Source organism: Pandoraea sputorum (assembly GCF_000814845.2).
Lineage (GTDB): Bacteria > Pseudomonadota > Gammaproteobacteria > Burkholderiales > Burkholderiaceae > Pandoraea > Pandoraea sputorum.
On sequence record NZ_CP010431.2, the window covers coordinates 5,179,359 to 5,195,660 of the forward strand.

16 protein-coding genes are annotated in these 16,302 nt (G+C 63.1%); 9 read left to right on the top strand and 7 right to left on the bottom strand.

The annotated features are described in order from the left end of the window. Nucleotides 1–126: 126 nt before the first annotated feature. The 4 genes from NA29_RS22860 to NA29_RS22875 form a co-directional block, all read right to left on the bottom strand. Nucleotides 127–1,308: a DUF3734 domain-containing protein gene (locus tag NA29_RS22860; protein ID WP_039393464.1), complete on the bottom strand. Its 1,182-nt coding sequence runs from the start codon at nucleotides 1,306–1,308 to the stop codon at nucleotides 127–129. 84 nt (nucleotides 1,309–1,392) lie between these two features. Continuing rightward, nucleotides 1,393–2,178, bottom strand: a complete 786-nt coding sequence (locus NA29_RS22865) for a 3-hydroxybutyrate dehydrogenase (protein ID WP_039401506.1) — start codon at nucleotides 2,176–2,178, stop codon at nucleotides 1,393–1,395. Nucleotides 2,179–2,345: 167 nt separating this feature from the next. Further along, complete coding sequence (gene ettA / locus NA29_RS22870; RefSeq protein ID WP_039393466.1) at nucleotides 2,346–4,013, bottom strand: energy-dependent translational throttle protein EttA; 1,668 nt, start codon at nucleotides 4,011–4,013, stop codon at nucleotides 2,346–2,348. A gap of 66 nt (nucleotides 4,014–4,079) precedes the next feature. Next, nucleotides 4,080–4,433, bottom strand: coding sequence for a 2Fe-2S iron-sulfur cluster-binding protein (locus NA29_RS22875; protein WP_052253121.1), 354 nt, complete (start codon nucleotides 4,431–4,433; stop codon nucleotides 4,080–4,082). A gap of 97 nt (nucleotides 4,434–4,530) precedes the next feature. Between NA29_RS22875 and NA29_RS22880 the strand changes: the two genes are divergently transcribed. The 4 genes from NA29_RS22880 to NA29_RS22895 all read left to right on the top strand — a co-directional run bounded on the left by NA29_RS22880 (nucleotide 4,531) and on the right by NA29_RS22895 (nucleotide 7,059). Next, a complete protein-coding gene (locus NA29_RS22880) occupies nucleotides 4,531–4,884 on the top strand; it encodes a nucleotide pyrophosphohydrolase (RefSeq protein ID WP_039393468.1) in 354 nt (117 codons plus the stop codon). 224 nt (nucleotides 4,885–5,108) lie between these two features. Continuing rightward, entirely contained in the window at nucleotides 5,109–6,221 is a 1,113-nt protein-coding gene (locus NA29_RS22885) for a metallophosphoesterase (RefSeq protein ID WP_039401511.1), read from the top strand. Between the two features lie 14 nt (nucleotides 6,222–6,235). Further along, a complete protein-coding gene (locus NA29_RS22890) occupies nucleotides 6,236–6,535 on the top strand; it encodes an acylphosphatase (RefSeq protein WP_039393469.1) in 300 nt (99 codons plus the stop codon). 71 nt (nucleotides 6,536–6,606) lie between these two features. After that, complete coding sequence (locus NA29_RS22895) at nucleotides 6,607–7,059, top strand: GNAT family N-acetyltransferase (protein ID WP_095178485.1); 453 nt, start codon at nucleotides 6,607–6,609, stop codon at nucleotides 7,057–7,059. Here NA29_RS22895 and infA read toward each other — a convergent pair. Further along, nucleotides 7,056–7,277, bottom strand: coding sequence for a translation initiation factor IF-1 (gene infA, locus NA29_RS22900; RefSeq protein WP_039393473.1), 222 nt, complete (start codon nucleotides 7,275–7,277; stop codon nucleotides 7,056–7,058). The two genes, NA29_RS22895 and infA, sit on opposite strands and share 4 nt — an antisense overlap. Before the next feature lie 566 nt (nucleotides 7,278–7,843). On the opposite strand from infA, the gene NA29_RS22905 reads away from it, so the two are divergent. Then, complete coding sequence (locus NA29_RS22905; protein ID WP_039393475.1) at nucleotides 7,844–8,320, top strand: CBS domain-containing protein; 477 nt, start codon at nucleotides 7,844–7,846, stop codon at nucleotides 8,318–8,320. Nucleotides 8,321–8,487: 167 nt separating this feature from the next. Here NA29_RS22905 and NA29_RS22910 read toward each other — a convergent pair whose 3' ends face one another. After that, nucleotides 8,488–9,966, bottom strand: coding sequence for an MFS transporter (locus NA29_RS22910; protein ID WP_095178486.1), 1,479 nt, complete (start codon nucleotides 9,964–9,966; stop codon nucleotides 8,488–8,490). Between the two features lie 466 nt (nucleotides 9,967–10,432). Here NA29_RS22910 and NA29_RS22915 point away from each other — a divergent pair, with 466 nt between their 5' ends. Then, the gene (locus NA29_RS22915) at nucleotides 10,433–10,948 is read left to right on the top strand and encodes a glycine zipper 2TM domain-containing protein (protein ID WP_039393477.1); all 516 of its coding nucleotides are present in this window, start codon (nucleotides 10,433–10,435) and stop codon (nucleotides 10,946–10,948) included. A gap of 275 nt (nucleotides 10,949–11,223) precedes the next feature. Then, the gene (locus tag NA29_RS22920; protein ID WP_224786876.1) at nucleotides 11,224–12,639 is read left to right on the top strand and encodes an undecaprenyl-phosphate glucose phosphotransferase; all 1,416 of its coding nucleotides are present in this window, start codon (nucleotides 11,224–11,226) and stop codon (nucleotides 12,637–12,639) included. 28 nt (nucleotides 12,640–12,667) lie between these two features. On the opposite strand, the gene NA29_RS22925 is transcribed toward NA29_RS22920, so the two are convergent. Continuing rightward, nucleotides 12,668–13,483, bottom strand: coding sequence for a WecB/TagA/CpsF family glycosyltransferase (locus NA29_RS22925; protein WP_084104070.1), 816 nt, complete (start codon nucleotides 13,481–13,483; stop codon nucleotides 12,668–12,670). Nucleotides 13,484–13,622: 139 nt separating this feature from the next. On the opposite strand from NA29_RS22925, the gene NA29_RS22930 reads away from it, so the two are divergent. Both NA29_RS22930 and NA29_RS22935 read left to right on the top strand, forming a co-directional pair. Continuing rightward, nucleotides 13,623–15,332 carry an FAD-dependent oxidoreductase gene (locus NA29_RS22930; RefSeq protein WP_039393479.1) on the top strand — a complete coding sequence of 570 codons (1,710 nt, stop codon included), beginning with the start codon at nucleotides 13,623–13,625 and terminating at the stop codon, nucleotides 15,330–15,332. A 13-nt stretch (nucleotides 15,333–15,345) separates the two neighbouring features. Then, nucleotides 15,346–16,278 carry an NAD-dependent epimerase/dehydratase family protein gene (locus NA29_RS22935; RefSeq protein WP_039393481.1) on the top strand — a complete coding sequence of 311 codons (933 nt, stop codon included), beginning with the start codon at nucleotides 15,346–15,348 and terminating at the stop codon, nucleotides 16,276–16,278. The last annotated feature ends 24 nt before the right edge of the window (nucleotides 16,279–16,302 follow it).

Here is a 16,302-nt window from a genome sequence, read left to right on the forward strand (position 1 = left end):
CAGTTCAAGGGTGAGGAAGCGGCACGTGAGGGATGCAGTACTGAAGTAAGACCGGCGAATTCGCGAGCGCCGGTGCAGGGCCCTGCGGCGTGTCGGGGGCACGCCGCAGGGGTAGTACGGACTTCCTCAGATCACTTCATGACGATGAATATCGTGCGTGACGAAGCCTCGGGCATCATCCGGCATCGCTAGCCAGTCGGGATGCGCCAGTGTGCGGCGAACGTCGTCGAGACCGCTGGCCCAGTGATCGAGCATCGTGGACAGCCCGAACTGATAGTCCTTGTAGTGCCCCTCGTATTCCTTGTTGCGATAAATCAGTTGCACGACGTTGTAGCGCTTGCTGCACGCAATCTCTTGCGCCGCATGACACCACGGATCTCGTGCACGGACATCCTCGGGCACGCGATCCAGCACCTCGCGCAACACGCGTCGATAGTGCTGGGCACGCTGCAAGTTGTCCGTCACCAGACGCGTGCGACTTGAGAACTGAATGTCCTTCTGTCGTCCCGCCACGTCATTCAGATTGTCCGGCAACGGCCCCCGCGCACTCCACAGATCCACCTGAAACGCGAGCGTGTCCCGACGTGGCGACGTGCCCAACACCTCCGAGAGCGGTGTGTTCGACACGAGGCCGCCGTCCCAGAAATACTGCCCGTCGATCTCCACGGCCGGGAATCCCGGCGGCAACGCACCCGACGCCATGAAGTGCTCCGCCCGCAACGTCTCGCGCGTGTTGTCGAAATACACGAAGTTACCGGTATGCACATTGACCGCGCCGACCGACACACGAATCTCGCGCGCATTGATCCGGTCGAAATCGGCAAACCGCTCCAGCGTGGCGCGCAACGCAGACGTATCGTAATAACTCGCATGCGCCGGGTCGCCCATGGCCGTGGGCAACGGCTGCGGCCAGCGCGGCGTGAAGAAGCCCTTCTGCCCCTCCGTCATCGCGCGCCACGCCTGCCAGGCGCTATAAGCGATGCGTCCGGACTCCGGTCCGTTGAGGATGGCGGCTTCGAACGGAGCGGGCAGCGGCGGGAAGACCGCAGGCTCGCAAATCGTCCGCCAGAACGCTTCGAGTTGCTCGACGCGGCGCTCCGGCGCATTGCCCGCAATGATCGCCGTGTTCAGCGCACCGATGGAAATGCCAGCAATCCAGTTCGGCTCGATACCCGACTCGTACAGACCGGCGTACACACCCGCCTGATAGGCCCCCAACGCACCGCCCCCCTGCAAAACGAGCGCCACCGTCTCGTACGGCGGCAGATCGATGGCGCGTTTGGGGACTTTGGGCGGATTGGCCGTCATGACCGTTCTCCTGATGCTTCCTACCTGATGATGAACACCGTCCCCGCACGCTCGCGTACCGGGACGGCGAACTGCCTCGTGCGCTTACTGCATGAACCAGCCGTGACTCACGACAAACGACTGTCCGGTGAACGCCGCACTCGGGAACGTCGCGAGGAAGAGTGCCGTCTGGGCGACGTCGTCGACCGTGGTGAACACACCATCGACCGTGCCGCCCAGCATCACCTTCTTGATGACGTCGTCTTCCGAGATGCCAAGCTCCTTGGCCTGCTCGGGAATCTGCTTGTCGACGAGCGGCGTACGCACGAAGCCCGGGCAGATGACGTGCGAGCGCACGTTATGCTTCGCGCCTTCCTTGGCCAGCACGCGGGCGAGGCCAAGCAACGCATGTTTGGCCGCGACGTACGCCGACTTAAGCGGCGACGCCTCATGCGAATGCACCGACCCCATGTAAATGACGATGCCACCGCGGTCGTCCTTGTACATGTGCTTAAGCGCCGCCTTGGTCGTGAGAAACGCGCCATCGACGTGAATCGCCTGCATCTTCTTCCAATCGGAAAACGCGTAGTTCTCGATCGGATTGACGATCTGAATGCCTGCGTTCGAGATCAGGATGTCCACGGAACCGAACGTCTGCGCAACCTTGTCGATGCCGCTGTTCACCGCCTCTTCGTTCGTGACGTCCATCGCCACCCCGATGGCCTTGCCACCGGCCGCCTTGATTTCTTCGGCGACGGCGTCCGCGCCCTGCTGGTTCAGATCCGCAATCGCAATGGCCGCACCGGCACGCGCCAGCGTCAGCGCAATCTCTTTGCCGATGCCGCTCGCGGCCCCCGTCACCACCGCGACTTTCCCATTCAGCTGATTCATCGATTGGCTCATTTGCACACTCCTGATTCGTCAAAATGGCGGACCACGCGACGCGACGCGTGCGCATGGCTCGTCGAACACTGGCTGATGGCGGACATCCCCGCATCGATGGGCGGGTCCGGCCGCCGCACAAACAGAAAAGGCGCCTTGCGGCGCCTTTTCCTGCATTACCGCGCGATCGGCTTGTAGCGGATTCGCTTCGGTTTTGCTGCCTCCTCGCCGAGGCGCTTCTTCTTGTCGGCCTCGTACTCCTGATAGTTGCCCGGGAAGAACTCGACATGCGAGTCGCCTTCGAAGGCCAGAATATGCGTGGCGATACGATCGAGGAACCAGCGATCGTGCGAGATGACCATCACACAACCGGCGAACTCGAGCAGCGCGTCCTCGAGTGCACGCAGGGTTTCGACGTCCAGATCGTTCGACGGTTCATCGAGCAGCAACACATTGCCGCCGGAGATCAGCGTCTTGGCCATATGCAGACGACCACGCTCACCACCGGAGAGCGAGCCAACCTGCTTCTGCTGGTCCGAGCCCTTGAAGTTGAATCGGCCGATGTAGGCGCGCGACGGCGTTTCGTACTTGCCCACCGTCAGCACGTCAGCGCCGCCCGAAATTTCTTCGAACACGGTCTTCGTGCCGTCCAGCGCATCGCGGCTCTGGTCGACGTAAGCCATCTTGACCGTCGGACCGACCTTGATCTCGCCGCTGTCCGGTTGCTCGCGACCCGTGAGCATCTTGAAGAAAGTCGACTTACCGGCGCCGTTCGGGCCGATGATGCCGACGATGGCGCCCGGCGGCACCTGGAAGCTCAGATCGTCGATCAGCAGACGGTCGCCGAAAGCCTTCGACACGTTCTTGAACTCGACGACCTCGTTACCCAGGCGCTCACCCACCGGGATGAAGATTTCCTGGGTTTCGTTGCGCTTCTGGTATTCCTGGCTGTTCAGCTCGTCGAAACGGGCAAGACGCGCCTTCGACTTCGCCTGACGGCCCTTCGGGTTCTGACGCACCCACTCCAGTTCCTTCTTGAGCGCCTTCTGACGTGCCGATTCGCTCGACTCTTCCTGCTTCAGGCGTTGCTCCTTCTGATCGAGCCAGGAGCTGTAGTTGCCCTTCCAGGGAATGCCGTGACCCCGGTCGAGTTCGAGAATCCACTCGGCGGCGTTGTCGAGGAAGTAGCGATCGTGGGTGACGGCGACGACCGTGCCCGGGAAACGCGTGAGGAACTGTTCGAGCCAGTCGACGGATTCCGCGTCCAGGTGGTTGGTCGGTTCGTCGAGCAGGAGCATGTCCGGCTTGGAGAGCAGCAGACGCGCCAGCGCCACGCGACGCTTCTCACCACCGGAGAGCACGCCGATCTTGGCGTCCCATGCGGGCAGACGCAGCGCGTCGGCAGCGACTTCCAACGTCTGCTCGATGTTGTTGCCGTCGCTCGCGGCGAGGATCGCTTCATACTTGGCCTGCTCGGCGGCCAACGCGTCGAAGTCGGCGTCCGGCTCGGCGTACGCGGCGTAGATTTCATCGAGCTTCGTGCGGGCTTCCATGATCTCGCCCATGCCGCCTTCGACGGCTTCGCGCACGGTCTGCTCGGGATCGAGTTGCGGCTCCTGCGGCAGATAACCGATGTTCAGGTTGGCCATCGGGATCGCTTCACCCTCGATCTCCTTGTCGACACCGGCCATGATCTTGAGCAGCGTCGATTTGCCCGAACCGTTCAGGCCCAGCACGCCGATCTTGGCGCCCGGGAAGAACGACAGGGAGATGTCCTTGAGGATGTGACGCTTGGGCGGCACGATCTTGCCCACGCGGTTCATGCTGAATACGTACTGTGCCATTCGGCTTTCCTGATCCTGAAACGGTTATGACGGCTCACAGGCGAGCGCCAGATAGCGGCAAGTTTATCAAAGCGCGGCACGCACAGCATCGGGCGCGTCGATCACGAGGTCGGCGCGCGCGTACGCGCAGCACGGCAGCAGCCAGCCCTGCATCTTCTCGTCGCGCGACAGCCCGGGCCACTCGATCCGATACGTCACCGGCGCAGGAGTGCCCAACGCATCGCCCCTCTCGCCGCTTCTCGCTTCGCACAGACACGCGCGACACGTGCCGTTGCGGCACAGGCTCGGCAGCTTGATCCCCGCGGCCTGTGCGGCGAGCAGGATGGGCGTGTCCGGCGGCGCGTCGAATTGCCAACCCGAGGGCAGGAGCGTGACGCGTGGCGGCGTCGGGTCGTCGCACTCGACGCAGGATTGGGGGATCTGGGGGTAAGAACGTTCCAAGGATGACCACACAGATGCTAAACGGCGTATCTTGCGCCAACGCGCTACCATAACCCACTTCCAAGTCCCGAATCCCATGTCCGCCGAACCCAAGGATCCCACCGCCCGCCTCATCGATACCGCCGGTCTCGCGGCCGAACTGCAAGCCTTCGCCGACGCCCGCGACTGGCATCAGTACCATTCGCCCAAGAACCTCGCGATGGCGTTGTCGGTCGAAGTGGCTGAGCTCGTCGAGATCTTCCAGTGGCACACCGAGGCGCAGGCCAATGCCGTCATGCAGTCGAGTGAAGCGCGGCACGTCGAGCAGGAACTCGCCGACATCACGATGTATCTGGTGCGTCTGACGATGGTGCTCGGCATCGACTTGAATCGCGCGGTCGCCGACAAACTTGTTCTGAACGCGCAGAAGTACCCGGCAACGAAGGCGTGACCTGACGCGGCGGAAACTGTGCCGACGCTCTGAATTGCGTGTCCGCCCCTTGCAATCGGGCCTCACGCCCGCATAACGGCGAGGTCCGCCCCCCCGAATTTCGATCCGACAACGCTATGTCCCAATCCTCAAAGGCTTCGCAAACGTCAGATGCGCCACCCGGCGCGAGACACACGCACGACAAGCCATCGAAACGCACACTCCCCGCACGCCCGCGCTGGATGATGCTCGCGATCATCGCGCTGCTGCACGCGTACATCGGCTGGCGTCTGCTGCCACCGTTACCGGTGGCGATGGGTTGGAAGGTGTTGGGCGGGCTGTGGCTCGCCGTCTCGACCGTGCTGATTCCGCTCGGTCTGATGAGCCGCGCCATCCAGAAAGAACCGCTCGCCACGCTGCTGACGTGGACCGGCATGACGGCAATCGGAGTCTTCTCCTCGCTCTTCGTGTTCACGCTGCTGCGCGACGTGGTGCTCGGGGTTGCAATGGCTTTCTCGGCGCTCGACGCCCAGCTCGTCACCCGATCTGCGGTCATCGTGCTGATACTGACGGCGGTCGCGACGGTGCTGGGCTTCTACAACGCACGACGCCTCGCTCGCGTGGTCGACGTCGACGTTCCGATTGCCAACCTGCCGTCGGAACTCAAGGGCTTCACCATCGTGCAGTTGAGCGACATACACGTGAGTTCGACGATTCGACGCGGATATATCGAAGCGATCGTCGAGGCATCGAACGCGCTCAAGCCGGATCTCGTCGCCATCACCGGCGATCTGGTGGACGGCGGCGTGCCTGCGCTGCGCGACCATATCGCGCCGCTCGGCCAACTGACCTCGCGCCATGGCACCTACGTTTGCACGGGCAACCACGAGTACTACTCGGGCGCCCCGGCGTGGGTCGCGGAATTGCGACGCATCGGTCTGACCGTCCTCGAAAACGAGCATGTGGTGCTCGACCATGAAGGGGCATCGCTGACGGTCGCCGGTGTGACGGATTTCTCCGCCCATCAGTTCGATCCGGAAAAGCGCAGCGATCCGCAGGCAGCCGTCGCGGGCGCGCCCGAAGGTGTGCCGCGCGTGCTGCTCGCACATCAACCGCGCAGCGCCCCCGCCGCGCACGAAGCCGGTTTCGATCTGCAACTCTCCGGACACACGCACGGCGGACAATTCTGGCCGTGGATGTACTTCGTGCCGCTGCAACAGCCGTTCGTGCATGGGCTGCATCGTCTTGAGCGTCTTGCCATCTATGTGAGCCGGGGAACGGGCTATTGGGGACCGCCGAAGCGTTTCGGCGCACCGTCGGAAATCACACGCATCCGGCTCTTGCCGGGCAAGGTTTAACGGGATTTGAAGCGATGAAGTCTCTTTCGTCCGGCAGCGCTTCGCTGGAAACCGTGGCCGTGCGACTGCGCGGCAAGATTCAGGGCGTAGGGTACCGTCATGCGGCCGTGCGCGAGGGCCATCTGATCGGCGTTCGCGGATGGGTGCAAGCGCTGCCCGAGGGCGACATTCTCGCCGTAGTGCAAGGCACGCCCGATCAGGTCGACAAGATGCTCGAATGGATGCGGCGCGGACCGCCCGGCGCGCGCGTCATGGAGTTCGAAAGCGAAGTGGAGTACACCGGCCGTCGTTTCGACCGGTTCGAACAACTTTGATCTGAACCTTGACCTGAGATATGCGCGTCAGCGCTTGTCCGTTCCGATCCCGCTCCCCGATCCCGATGCCAATGCCTACACCCAGCACCCGTCGCGCTATCGACGAAGACGCACCCCGCATCGTCGCGCTGCTCGCGCAACTGGGTTACGAGACGCCACTCGACATCGTGCGTCGCAACATCGCGCTATCGAATGCCGATGGCGATGACGCCGCCTTCGTCGCTGTCGACGAGAACGCCAAAATTGTGGGATGTATCGGGTTGCACGCGCTCACCATGTTTCATCTGGCGGGGCGGCTGGGGCGCATAACGGCGCTGGTGGTGGAGGAAAGTGCGAGAGGCTCGGGCGTCGGGCACGCGCTGATGGCGGCCGCTCACGCGTGGTTCAACGAGCAGGGATGCGAGAAATTCGAAGTGACGAGCAGCGACCATCGGGTCGCCGCACATCGCTTCTATGCGCGCCACGGCTATGCCCGCGATGGGCAAAGACTGGCGCGCAAAAGCCAGACGTCTTCGCTGACTTAATTCTTGTGACGGTAGTTGATGCGGCCCTTGCTCAGGTCATAGGGCGACATTTCCAACGTCACGCGGTCACCCGCGAGAATACGGATGCGGTTCTTTTGCATGCGGCCGCTAGCATATGCCACCACTTCCACGCCGTTTTCGAGCGTGACGCGAAAGCGATTATCCGGCAGCACATCCGAAACGTGTCCGCTGAATTCGATCAGTTCTTCCTTGGCCAATATCGTGTCCTCTTGAGGGTGCCGCTCGCGAGGGGCGCAGCACCGGTGTTACTGTAAGTTCGTTCGCCAATACCGTCCCCGCACCCTGAAAACTAGCGGGGGTGCACATCGAACGCCAAAAGGAGCCTACCCGGTCGACCGGCCATGAAGGCATACGGTGCACCGAAAGCGGCGATGGTTCGAAGGAACAAGGCACATTGCGGCAGTGCCACAAAGACGAGCAGTGCGTGTCGGGAGGGCGAAGACCGGTTCGGTCTGCGTCATCGGCACAGCGAGTGATCCGGCTCGCAGGACATGGCTGTCAGCGGCGCCGATAAAGCATTTCGCGATCGTCAGGCGATGATCGGCGAATTTTCGCCGATCCCGCAAGGATACGCCTTTCTCCGTCGCCCGTGTGGAAAAAATGGCCCGCGCAGGCCCATTTGAACGCTTTTGTCGCCTAATTGTGGCGCAATGCACCAATGAGGCCCGTCGGCGGCCGGATTTCTCTCGGGGTCAACGCGGATGTGACGCGCAGCGCGCACTCAACTATGCTGTAAGTACCCGTAGCCCGCAGGAGAATGACCATGAAAACAGTCGCTCAGATCCTGAAATCCAAACCGGTCGACACGGTATATAAGGTGCGGCCGTCCGATTCGGTACTCGATGCCCTGACCTTGATGGCCGAAGCCCGCATCGGCGCGGTACTGGTCAGCGAGGACGACCGTGCCATCGTCGGCATCTTTACCGAGCGCGATTACGCCCGCAAAGTCGCGCTGATGGGACGAACCTCTGTCGACACGCCCGTGCGCGACGTGATGACCTCCGCAGTGCGCTACGTCAGCCCCGAGCAGACCAACGAAGAGTGCATGACGCTGATGACGCAGCATCGCATCCGTCACCTGCCTGTCATGAAAGACGGCGAGCTGGTCGGCCTGTTGTCCATCGGCGATCTGGTCAAAGCCATCATTACCGAACAGCAGTTCACTATCGATCAGCTTGAGAACTACATCATGGGCGGCAGCGCGGCGCTGGTCGGCACCTCGCCGTCGCGCCCAAGCTGAGGCACGGACCGGGTCGCCTCACTCCTGCTCGTCAGAATTAACGCCGACAGCGTAATCAGGGGCACGGCGCTTCACACGAAGCGCCGCTTTTTTTGTGACAAAGAAAAACGCCACGCTAGCCTTTACGCTAGCGTGGCGTTCCGTTCATCGCGCTAAACCGTCAGCGCTCAGAAATCTTCTGCGTCGACGTCGTAGTTCGACGGCTCCCAGCGAATCGCCAGCAACGCCAGCAAACCGATCGCCGGGGCGACGGCGATCACCCAGAACACCTTGGTGGCCAGTGCCGCCGCCAGCACCGGGAACAGGAACAGCGAGACGGTCGAGCTGGCGCGCATCAACGTCTGGTTGAAGCCCACGCCCACGCCACGCAGCGACGTCGGGTAGCTCAGCGACGCGAACGTCATCGAATGCGCCCCCGGGCCGAAGCCCTGCCCCAGCAGGAACAACGCGAGGAAGCCGAGCGCCCAGGCCACTTCACCGCCACTGCCCGGCTTGCCGACAAGCGCCAGACCCACGAGGGCCGTCAACTGGAATGCGTAACCCACGACCGTCAGCTTCCACGCCCCCACCTTCGGCACCAGACGCACACCCAGCAAACCGCCCGTGAACGCGAACAACAAGTTCAGCGCAAGCGACATCAGAATCGTGGTGAGCATCGACTGGGCGAGGAAGCTGGCGATGATCACCGGCAGCCCGAACGCCACGGCGTTATACGCGAACGACGAAGCCACCGCGATGATGGTCGCGAGCGTCGTACGACGCAGGTACACGCCTTTAAGCAGCTTGCCGTAGTTGCTCCACGCGGCAGGACGCTTCTGCGCGACACGCTCCGCATCCTTCGCCACGACCGCATCGATCCCGTATGAGCGCTTGAGAATCTTTGCGGCGCCTTCGAGGTCGCCCTGATTGGCGGCCCACACCGGCGACTCACTCATATAGCGGCTGCGCACGGCAATGATGGCCAGCGCAGGAATCGCACCGAAGCCGAGGATGATTCGCCACAGCAGTGCGCTATGTGAGGCGGGCAACACCGAGTAGCACAGCAGCACCAGCAAATACGATCCGCAAATCGCCGCGTACCAGGTGGGGCACCACATCGCCACCCGCGCCGCCTTGTTGCCACGTCCTTTGAGTTTCGAGAACTCGGCGAGGAACGCCATGGCGACGGGCAAGTCGATGCCGACGCCCAACCCCATCACGAAGCGCGCACCAGCGAGCACGTACTCGTTCGGTGCCAGCGCGCAGGCGATGGCGGCGATCACGAAGCACAGCATGTCGGCCATGAACACACGGTAACGGCCGATCCGGTCAGTGAAGTAGCCGCCAAGGAACGCACCGACGATGGCGCCGAACGTAATGGCCGACGCCACCATGCCTGTGCCAGCGGGCGTCAGTTGGAATTCGCGGGCAACGTCCTTCAACCCGAAAGCGAGCGCGCCGAGATCGTAGGCGTCGAGAAAGACACCGCCAAGGGCAATCGCCACGATCCAGCGCGCATTGGATACCCGCGCGCCGCCCTCGTTGACAAGTTGTGCGACATCGGCTGCGGAACGGATAACGGCCGGGGCACCGGCACGCGCGGCGGAAGATGCCGCAGAACCCACCTGTGCAGGCGCGGCGGAAGACAGGGAAACGTCGACTGACATGAGACTGAACCAGAGAAAGCGGAATGCCAAAGGTCGCGATGTTACCGCTTGGTACTGAGGCAACCCAAGTGTTTTCTCGTTATATGCTTAGACGATTCCAGCGTCACGCGTCGAAATTCGCTCATTTAGCGCTAAAAACCAACGCATCCATCCCAAATTACGAGGGCTTCCCACTCACGAGTTAAGCGTTCGCAGAGCATGACACCACGTCTCGCCAGATGGGAATATGATCGAGGAACACTTCGAATCGTCGCGGGTGGGCGTTGATGCAGCGGCAAACCCGCTCGCCACGCCGCTTTCGGGCGGATACACAGTCTTTACAGTCGCTTACCTTTTCTTACAGCAAAAAGGTCTGCGGAACCCTACATTCCGCATCGTGGTCGCAGCAGATGCGCACTACCGGGCAACATCGGGCAGTCACATGCCCCTACCAAGCATCAATACCTCACGCTCACGAGGACGAAAAATGAAGATCAAAGCACTTACGGGAATCAGCGCGGCACTGGCCGCGGTCATGCTCGCCGGTTGCGTGGCTCCGGGCCCGCAATATGGCTATCAGCAACAGGGCTACCAGCAGGGATATCAGCAAGGCTACCAACAGCCGGGCTATCAACAGGGGTATCAGCAGCAGCCGCAACAACAAGGTGCGCTTTACGGCACAGTGCAGTCCATCGAGCAACTGAACGGTCCTAACAACAGCCCGAACATTCTCGGCACGGTGCTGGGTGCAGCAGCTGGCGGCCTGCTCGGCAACACGATGGGTGGCGGACGCGGACGCACCGCGACGACCATCGCCGGTGCGGCCATCGGCGGCATCGCGGGCAACCGCATCGAGAACAGCATGGGCGAGCCGAACGTGCTGTATCGCATCACCGTGCGTCTGGACGACGGCCGTGTCGCGACCGTCACGCAAGCGCCGCCGCTGCGCGTGCAGCAAGGCCAGCGCGCCGCAGTGTCGAACGATACGGTGTACCCGTACTAAGCCACGTTCGCAGCACGTAACAACGCCCGCCGGGTTCGCGCCCGGCGGGCGTTGTTGTTTTCAGGCTGACATTCAAGCAGACGGGGGACGCCCGGGGGACGGCGGCCTCCCATAATTGACGGCCAGAGTGCGTCATCACACGGTCTTCGCGCGTCACACGCAAAGCGAATTTGACCTGCTAAGATACGCGCGCAATCGGTGCGACCATCGGAGGGCCCCCGCCGTTCCGGAACTTTGTCGAGTCCGTCAGTTACCGCTACCCTTCGAATTTCGTCATGTCGACTCAGACGACTTACCACCATCGGCTCTTCATGGCGATGGTCGGCGGCTTCAGCGCAGTGCTCAATGCAGGCGCTTTTTTCACCGTCCTGCGACTGAACGGACACGACCCCTATACCCCCTACGGGCTGACGCTCGTCTGCACGTTGGGCGCAGCCGCGTTCATCGTCTTCGCGCGCTTTCATCTGCTCGCCAGCGCCCGTAATCTCGGGTGGATGCTCGGACGCGGTGCCATGCGTTGGTGTCGCGTGCTGGTCACCGCCATCGTGTTGTTGTTCCTGACGTACGAGAGCACCGAAGACGTGCGCATGATGGTGGCCCAGTGGCTGATCCTCGCGCTGCCGTTGCAAATGATCGGTCTTGCCGTGCTGCGCGGCATGGCGCACAGCATCAACAACGCACCCGGCAATCAGCGCCGCGCGGCCTTCTTCGGACTCGGGCCCGAAGCACGCAAGCTCAATCTGCGCCTGCAACGCTCGCCGATCCTGGGCATTCAGGTCTCGGGCTACTACAACGACTCACCGGTCACTGCGGACGACGGCGAAGTCCTCCCGCCCTACCTCGGCCGTTACGCCGACGCCGCTGCGCGCATTCAGTCCAACGAATACGAGATCGTCTTCATCGCCATCGGCCAGCAGGACAACAAGGAACTCACCAGCGAGATCGTCAACCGTCTGTACGATTCGACGGCGGCCATCTACTTGCTGCCGGAGTTCAGCTTCCCCGGCGATCTGCCGATGTCGAGCACCGATATCGCAGGCGTACCGCTGCTAGCGCTGCACGACGTCACCGTGCAGGGTCTGCTGCGCATGATCAAACGCGGCATCGATCTGGTCGGCGCTTCGGTGATCCTGTTGCTGCTCAGCCCGGTGATGGTGGCCGTGGCCATCGCGGTACGACTCGACTCACCCGGCCCGATCCTCTTCCGTCAGCGTCGCTACGGCGAACATGGCGAGCCGATCGTCATTCACAAATTCCGTTCGATGCGTGTGTTGCAGCCTGAAGATGCCGCGGCGGCGGCCACGGGCGGACTGCGTCAGGCGCACGCGGGCGACAGTCGCATTACGCCGATCGGCAAGCATCTGCGCCGCACGTCGCTCGACGAATTGCCGCAGCTCTTCGACGTGCTCGCCGGTTCGATGAGTCTCGTGGGTCCGCGTCCGCACGCGGAAGAACATAACGAAATGTACCGACGCGTGATTCCCGGCTATATGCTGCGTCACAGCGTCAAACCGGGGATCACGGGATGGGCGCAGATCAATGGTCTGCGCGGAGAAACCGACACGCCGGACAAGATGCAGCGACGCGTGGAATACGACCGTTACTACATCACGCACTGGTCGTTGTGGCTCGACATCAAGATTCTGCTCAAGACGATTCCCGTCATGGTGACGGGACGCAACGCGGTCTGAGTCGAACGGGTGCGTGGCCCGGTTCGGGTCACTCGCGTCCGAGTTCGCGCCACTGACGCCAGCAGATGCCGATGAAACGGCGATCGTCGACGAGATAGCGACGCCACATACGGCCGGGGTTTTGCAAGATGCGATACATCCATTCCGAACCGGTGCGCTGCATCCATTTCGGCGCACGCTTTTGCATGCCTGCAGCGAATTCGATGGCAGCGCCGACGCAGAGCATCAGACCGCCGGGCATGGTGTCGGCGTATGCCATCGCCCAGCGTTCCTGCTTCGGCATGCCGAGGCAGACGAAGATGAGATCGGGCGCGAGGGCACGAACGCGCTGTGCGATGTCCTGGCCTTCGGGACCTGTCGGATCGAACGTCATCGACGGAATCAGCAGCGTAAAGTCGAGCCCGGGAAAACGTCGCGACAAGCCTTCCGTCAGTTGGGCTTCCTGTCCGGGGCGTCCGCCGACGAAGACTGCTTTACGGCCCGATGCACGTGCGTTGTCGCACAGTGCGGGCAGCAAGTCCGCGCCGGTCACGCGACCCGGCAGCGGTTTGCCGAACAAGCGGCTCGCCCAGATGATGGGCATACCGTCGGCAAAGAGAAAATCGGCGTTGCGGTATTCGCGTTTGAATTCCGGCTGCGTGTCGAGACGCACAATGTGGTCGACGTTCGGCGTGACGACGATGCGCGAGCGGCCATCGCGAAGCATGGCGGTTTGCGTGAGCACCTCGACGGCCGTCTCGAACGGTACGGCGGCAATGTTCAAACCGAACAGTGCGACGTTAGGCTCGAAGACTTCGCGTACGGAAGATGCCGGTGCAGCTTGCAGATCGGTGTCGCGGCTCATGACGTTTCGTACCCCTGGTATCCCTGCTTTTTTTGACGTGCGACGTCCGCACGCATTCGAGAGCAGGCACGATAGTAGCAGCGCACTTCGCGCACGTCAGTGACACTTTTCACTACACGTCGCGTATTTTGAACACACGATGATCCTCGACGCCAACGACATTCCTGCCGGTACCGAACTGCAAGCCGACTTGTGCATCGCAGGCGCAGGCGCGGCGGGCATCACGCTCGCGCTGGCGCTCGAAGCCAGCGGCCTTGACGTGATCCTGCTCGAGAGTGGCGGCGACGCCCCAGAGCCCGCCGTGCAGCAGCTCTACACGGGCACCGTCGCTAACGCACGCCTGCATCCGCCCGCCGACAGCTATCGCGTGCGCCGCTTCGGTGGTTCGACCACGTTATGGGGCGGACGCTGCATGCCGCTCGACGCCATCGACTTCGAAGCACGCGACTACATGCCGCACAGCGGCTGGCCCATCGGGCTCGACACGCTGATGCCGTGGTACGGACAAGCCAACGCGCTATGCGAAGCGGGCGAGTTCGCCTATACCGCCGAGCAGGCATTCCCGCGCGCCGATCATCCCTCGCGCCCGATGATCGGCAACTTCGAGAGCGATGTCTTCTCGACGAACACGCTGGAGAGGTTTAGTTGTCCGACGGACTTCGGCGCGCGCTACCGCAACCGTCTCGCGAAAGGTCGCGTGCGTGTCGTGCAGCACGCCAATCTCTGTCATCTGCCTCAGACGAATAACGCAACGCGCCTCGTCGGCCCCGCGCAGGTGAAGACGCTCGAAGGAAAGGCCTTCACGGTAGCAGCCCGCGCGTACGTGCTGGCAACGGGTGGACTGGAGGTGCCGCGTCTGCTGCTGAACAGTCCCGGCGTCAGCGGCAACGGGCTGGGGAACGCACACGATGTCGTCGGCCGCTACTACATGAGCCACATCGCCGGGACCATCGGCACGCTCGATCTGTCGGGGGCCAGTTCCGTGTGGCACGGCTACGACGTCTCCGATGAAGGCATCTATTGCCGTCGGCGTCTCGCATTGCGTCCACAGGCGCAGCACGACCTCCATGCAGGCAACTTCATCGCCCGTTTGCACCACCCACGCATTCCGGACGCGGGGCACGGCAACGGCATTCTGTCGGCGCTTTATCTCGCACGGCCTATCGTGCCGTACGAGTACGCGAAGCGTCTGTACGGGGATGCGCCGGGCGGCGCAGGCAACTGGCTGGCGCACGCGCGCAACGTCATCACGGATGCGCCCAACACCGTGCGCTTCCTCTCGCACTGGCTGACACACCGAACGCTCGCCACGCGCAAGTTCCCGTCGGTGATCGTGCGTCCGGCCAACCTCCGCTTCAGTCTCGACTTCCACGCCGAGCAAGCGCCTTGCGAGGACAGCCGCGTCATGGTCGGCGACGAGCGGGATGCGCTCGGCATGCGACGCATTCACATCGACTGGCGCTATACGCGACAGGACGTCGAGACCGTGACGCGCTCGCTGGCCGCGCTCGCACAGGAAATCGAACGTACCGGCGTCGGCAGCTTCTCCTACGATCCCGCCGAAGTGGAAGCCGAAATGACGCGCTACGGCGCTTACGGCGGCCATCACATCGGGACCGCCCGCATGGGCGACGATCCACACACGAGCGTGGTCGATGCCAATGGCCGTCTGCATGAGGCCGACAACGTTTTTATCGCGGGTGCAGCGGTCTTCCCGACGTCCGGCCAGGCCAACCCCACGCTAAGCATCGTGGCGCTCGCGCTGCGCCTCGCAGACCATTTGCAGCGGCAGGCGAATGTGACCGCCCTGCCCGTTCCCGTCACCTCGACACATTCCACCGCTCTCTGACCCCGTCCGCCCTATGAAAGCTCGCATTCTTGTTACCGGCGCGACCGGGTTTATCGGCCGCCATATCGTGGACGCGCTCGCCGCCAGCGACTGGGCGGAGCCTGTCGCTGCGTCGCGCCGTCCGGGTGCGGGCATGCGCGTGGTCGACGCGTTGTCTGCTGCCTCGCTGGCCGAAGCGCTCGCCGATGTCGACGGTCTGGTGAACTGCGTCGCCGGGTCACCGGAGACGATCGTGGCGAATGCCCGCGCGTTGCGTCAGGCACTGGACGCACGCAGCACGCCGCTGCCTGTCGTCTATTTCAGCTCGATGGCAGTGTATGGCGTTGCCGAGGGGCACATCGACGAATCTGCAGCACTCGCAGGAGCGAGTCCCTACGGCATGGCCAAAGTGGAAGCCGAGCAGGCGCTGGCGGGTCTGCCGACGGTGACGGTGTTGCGTCCGGGATGTGTGTACGGAGGCGGCAGCCCGCAATGGTCCGCACGCATCGCCGAACTGCTGCGCGCAGGCCGCCTCGGCGACCTCGGCGCCGCAGGCGACGCGCATAGCAACCTCGTGCACGTGGACGACGTCGTGAAGGTCGCGCTGAACGCACTGCGCAACCCGGCCGCAGGTGGGCACGCCTACAACCTCGCCATGACCGGCTCGCCGCGCTGGAACGAGTACTTCACCGCGTACGCGATGGCGCTGGGTGCGACGCCCGTGAAGCGCATCGGCGGACGTCGGCTGAAGATCGAAACGAAGCTCGTCGCCCCGGCGCTGAAGATCGCCGAAATCGCGGGACGAAAGATCGGTGTGAAGGGATTGCCTGCGCCGTTGCCGCCGTCGCTCGCACGTCTGTGGCAGCAGGACATCGTGCTGGACGGCAGCCGCGCGGAAAAGACGTTCGATCTGTCGTGGACGCCCTGGCGCGATGCGGTTCAGGCGGAAGCAGCGCGCGACCGGTAAGACGGTCGCTACGACGCGACGGGG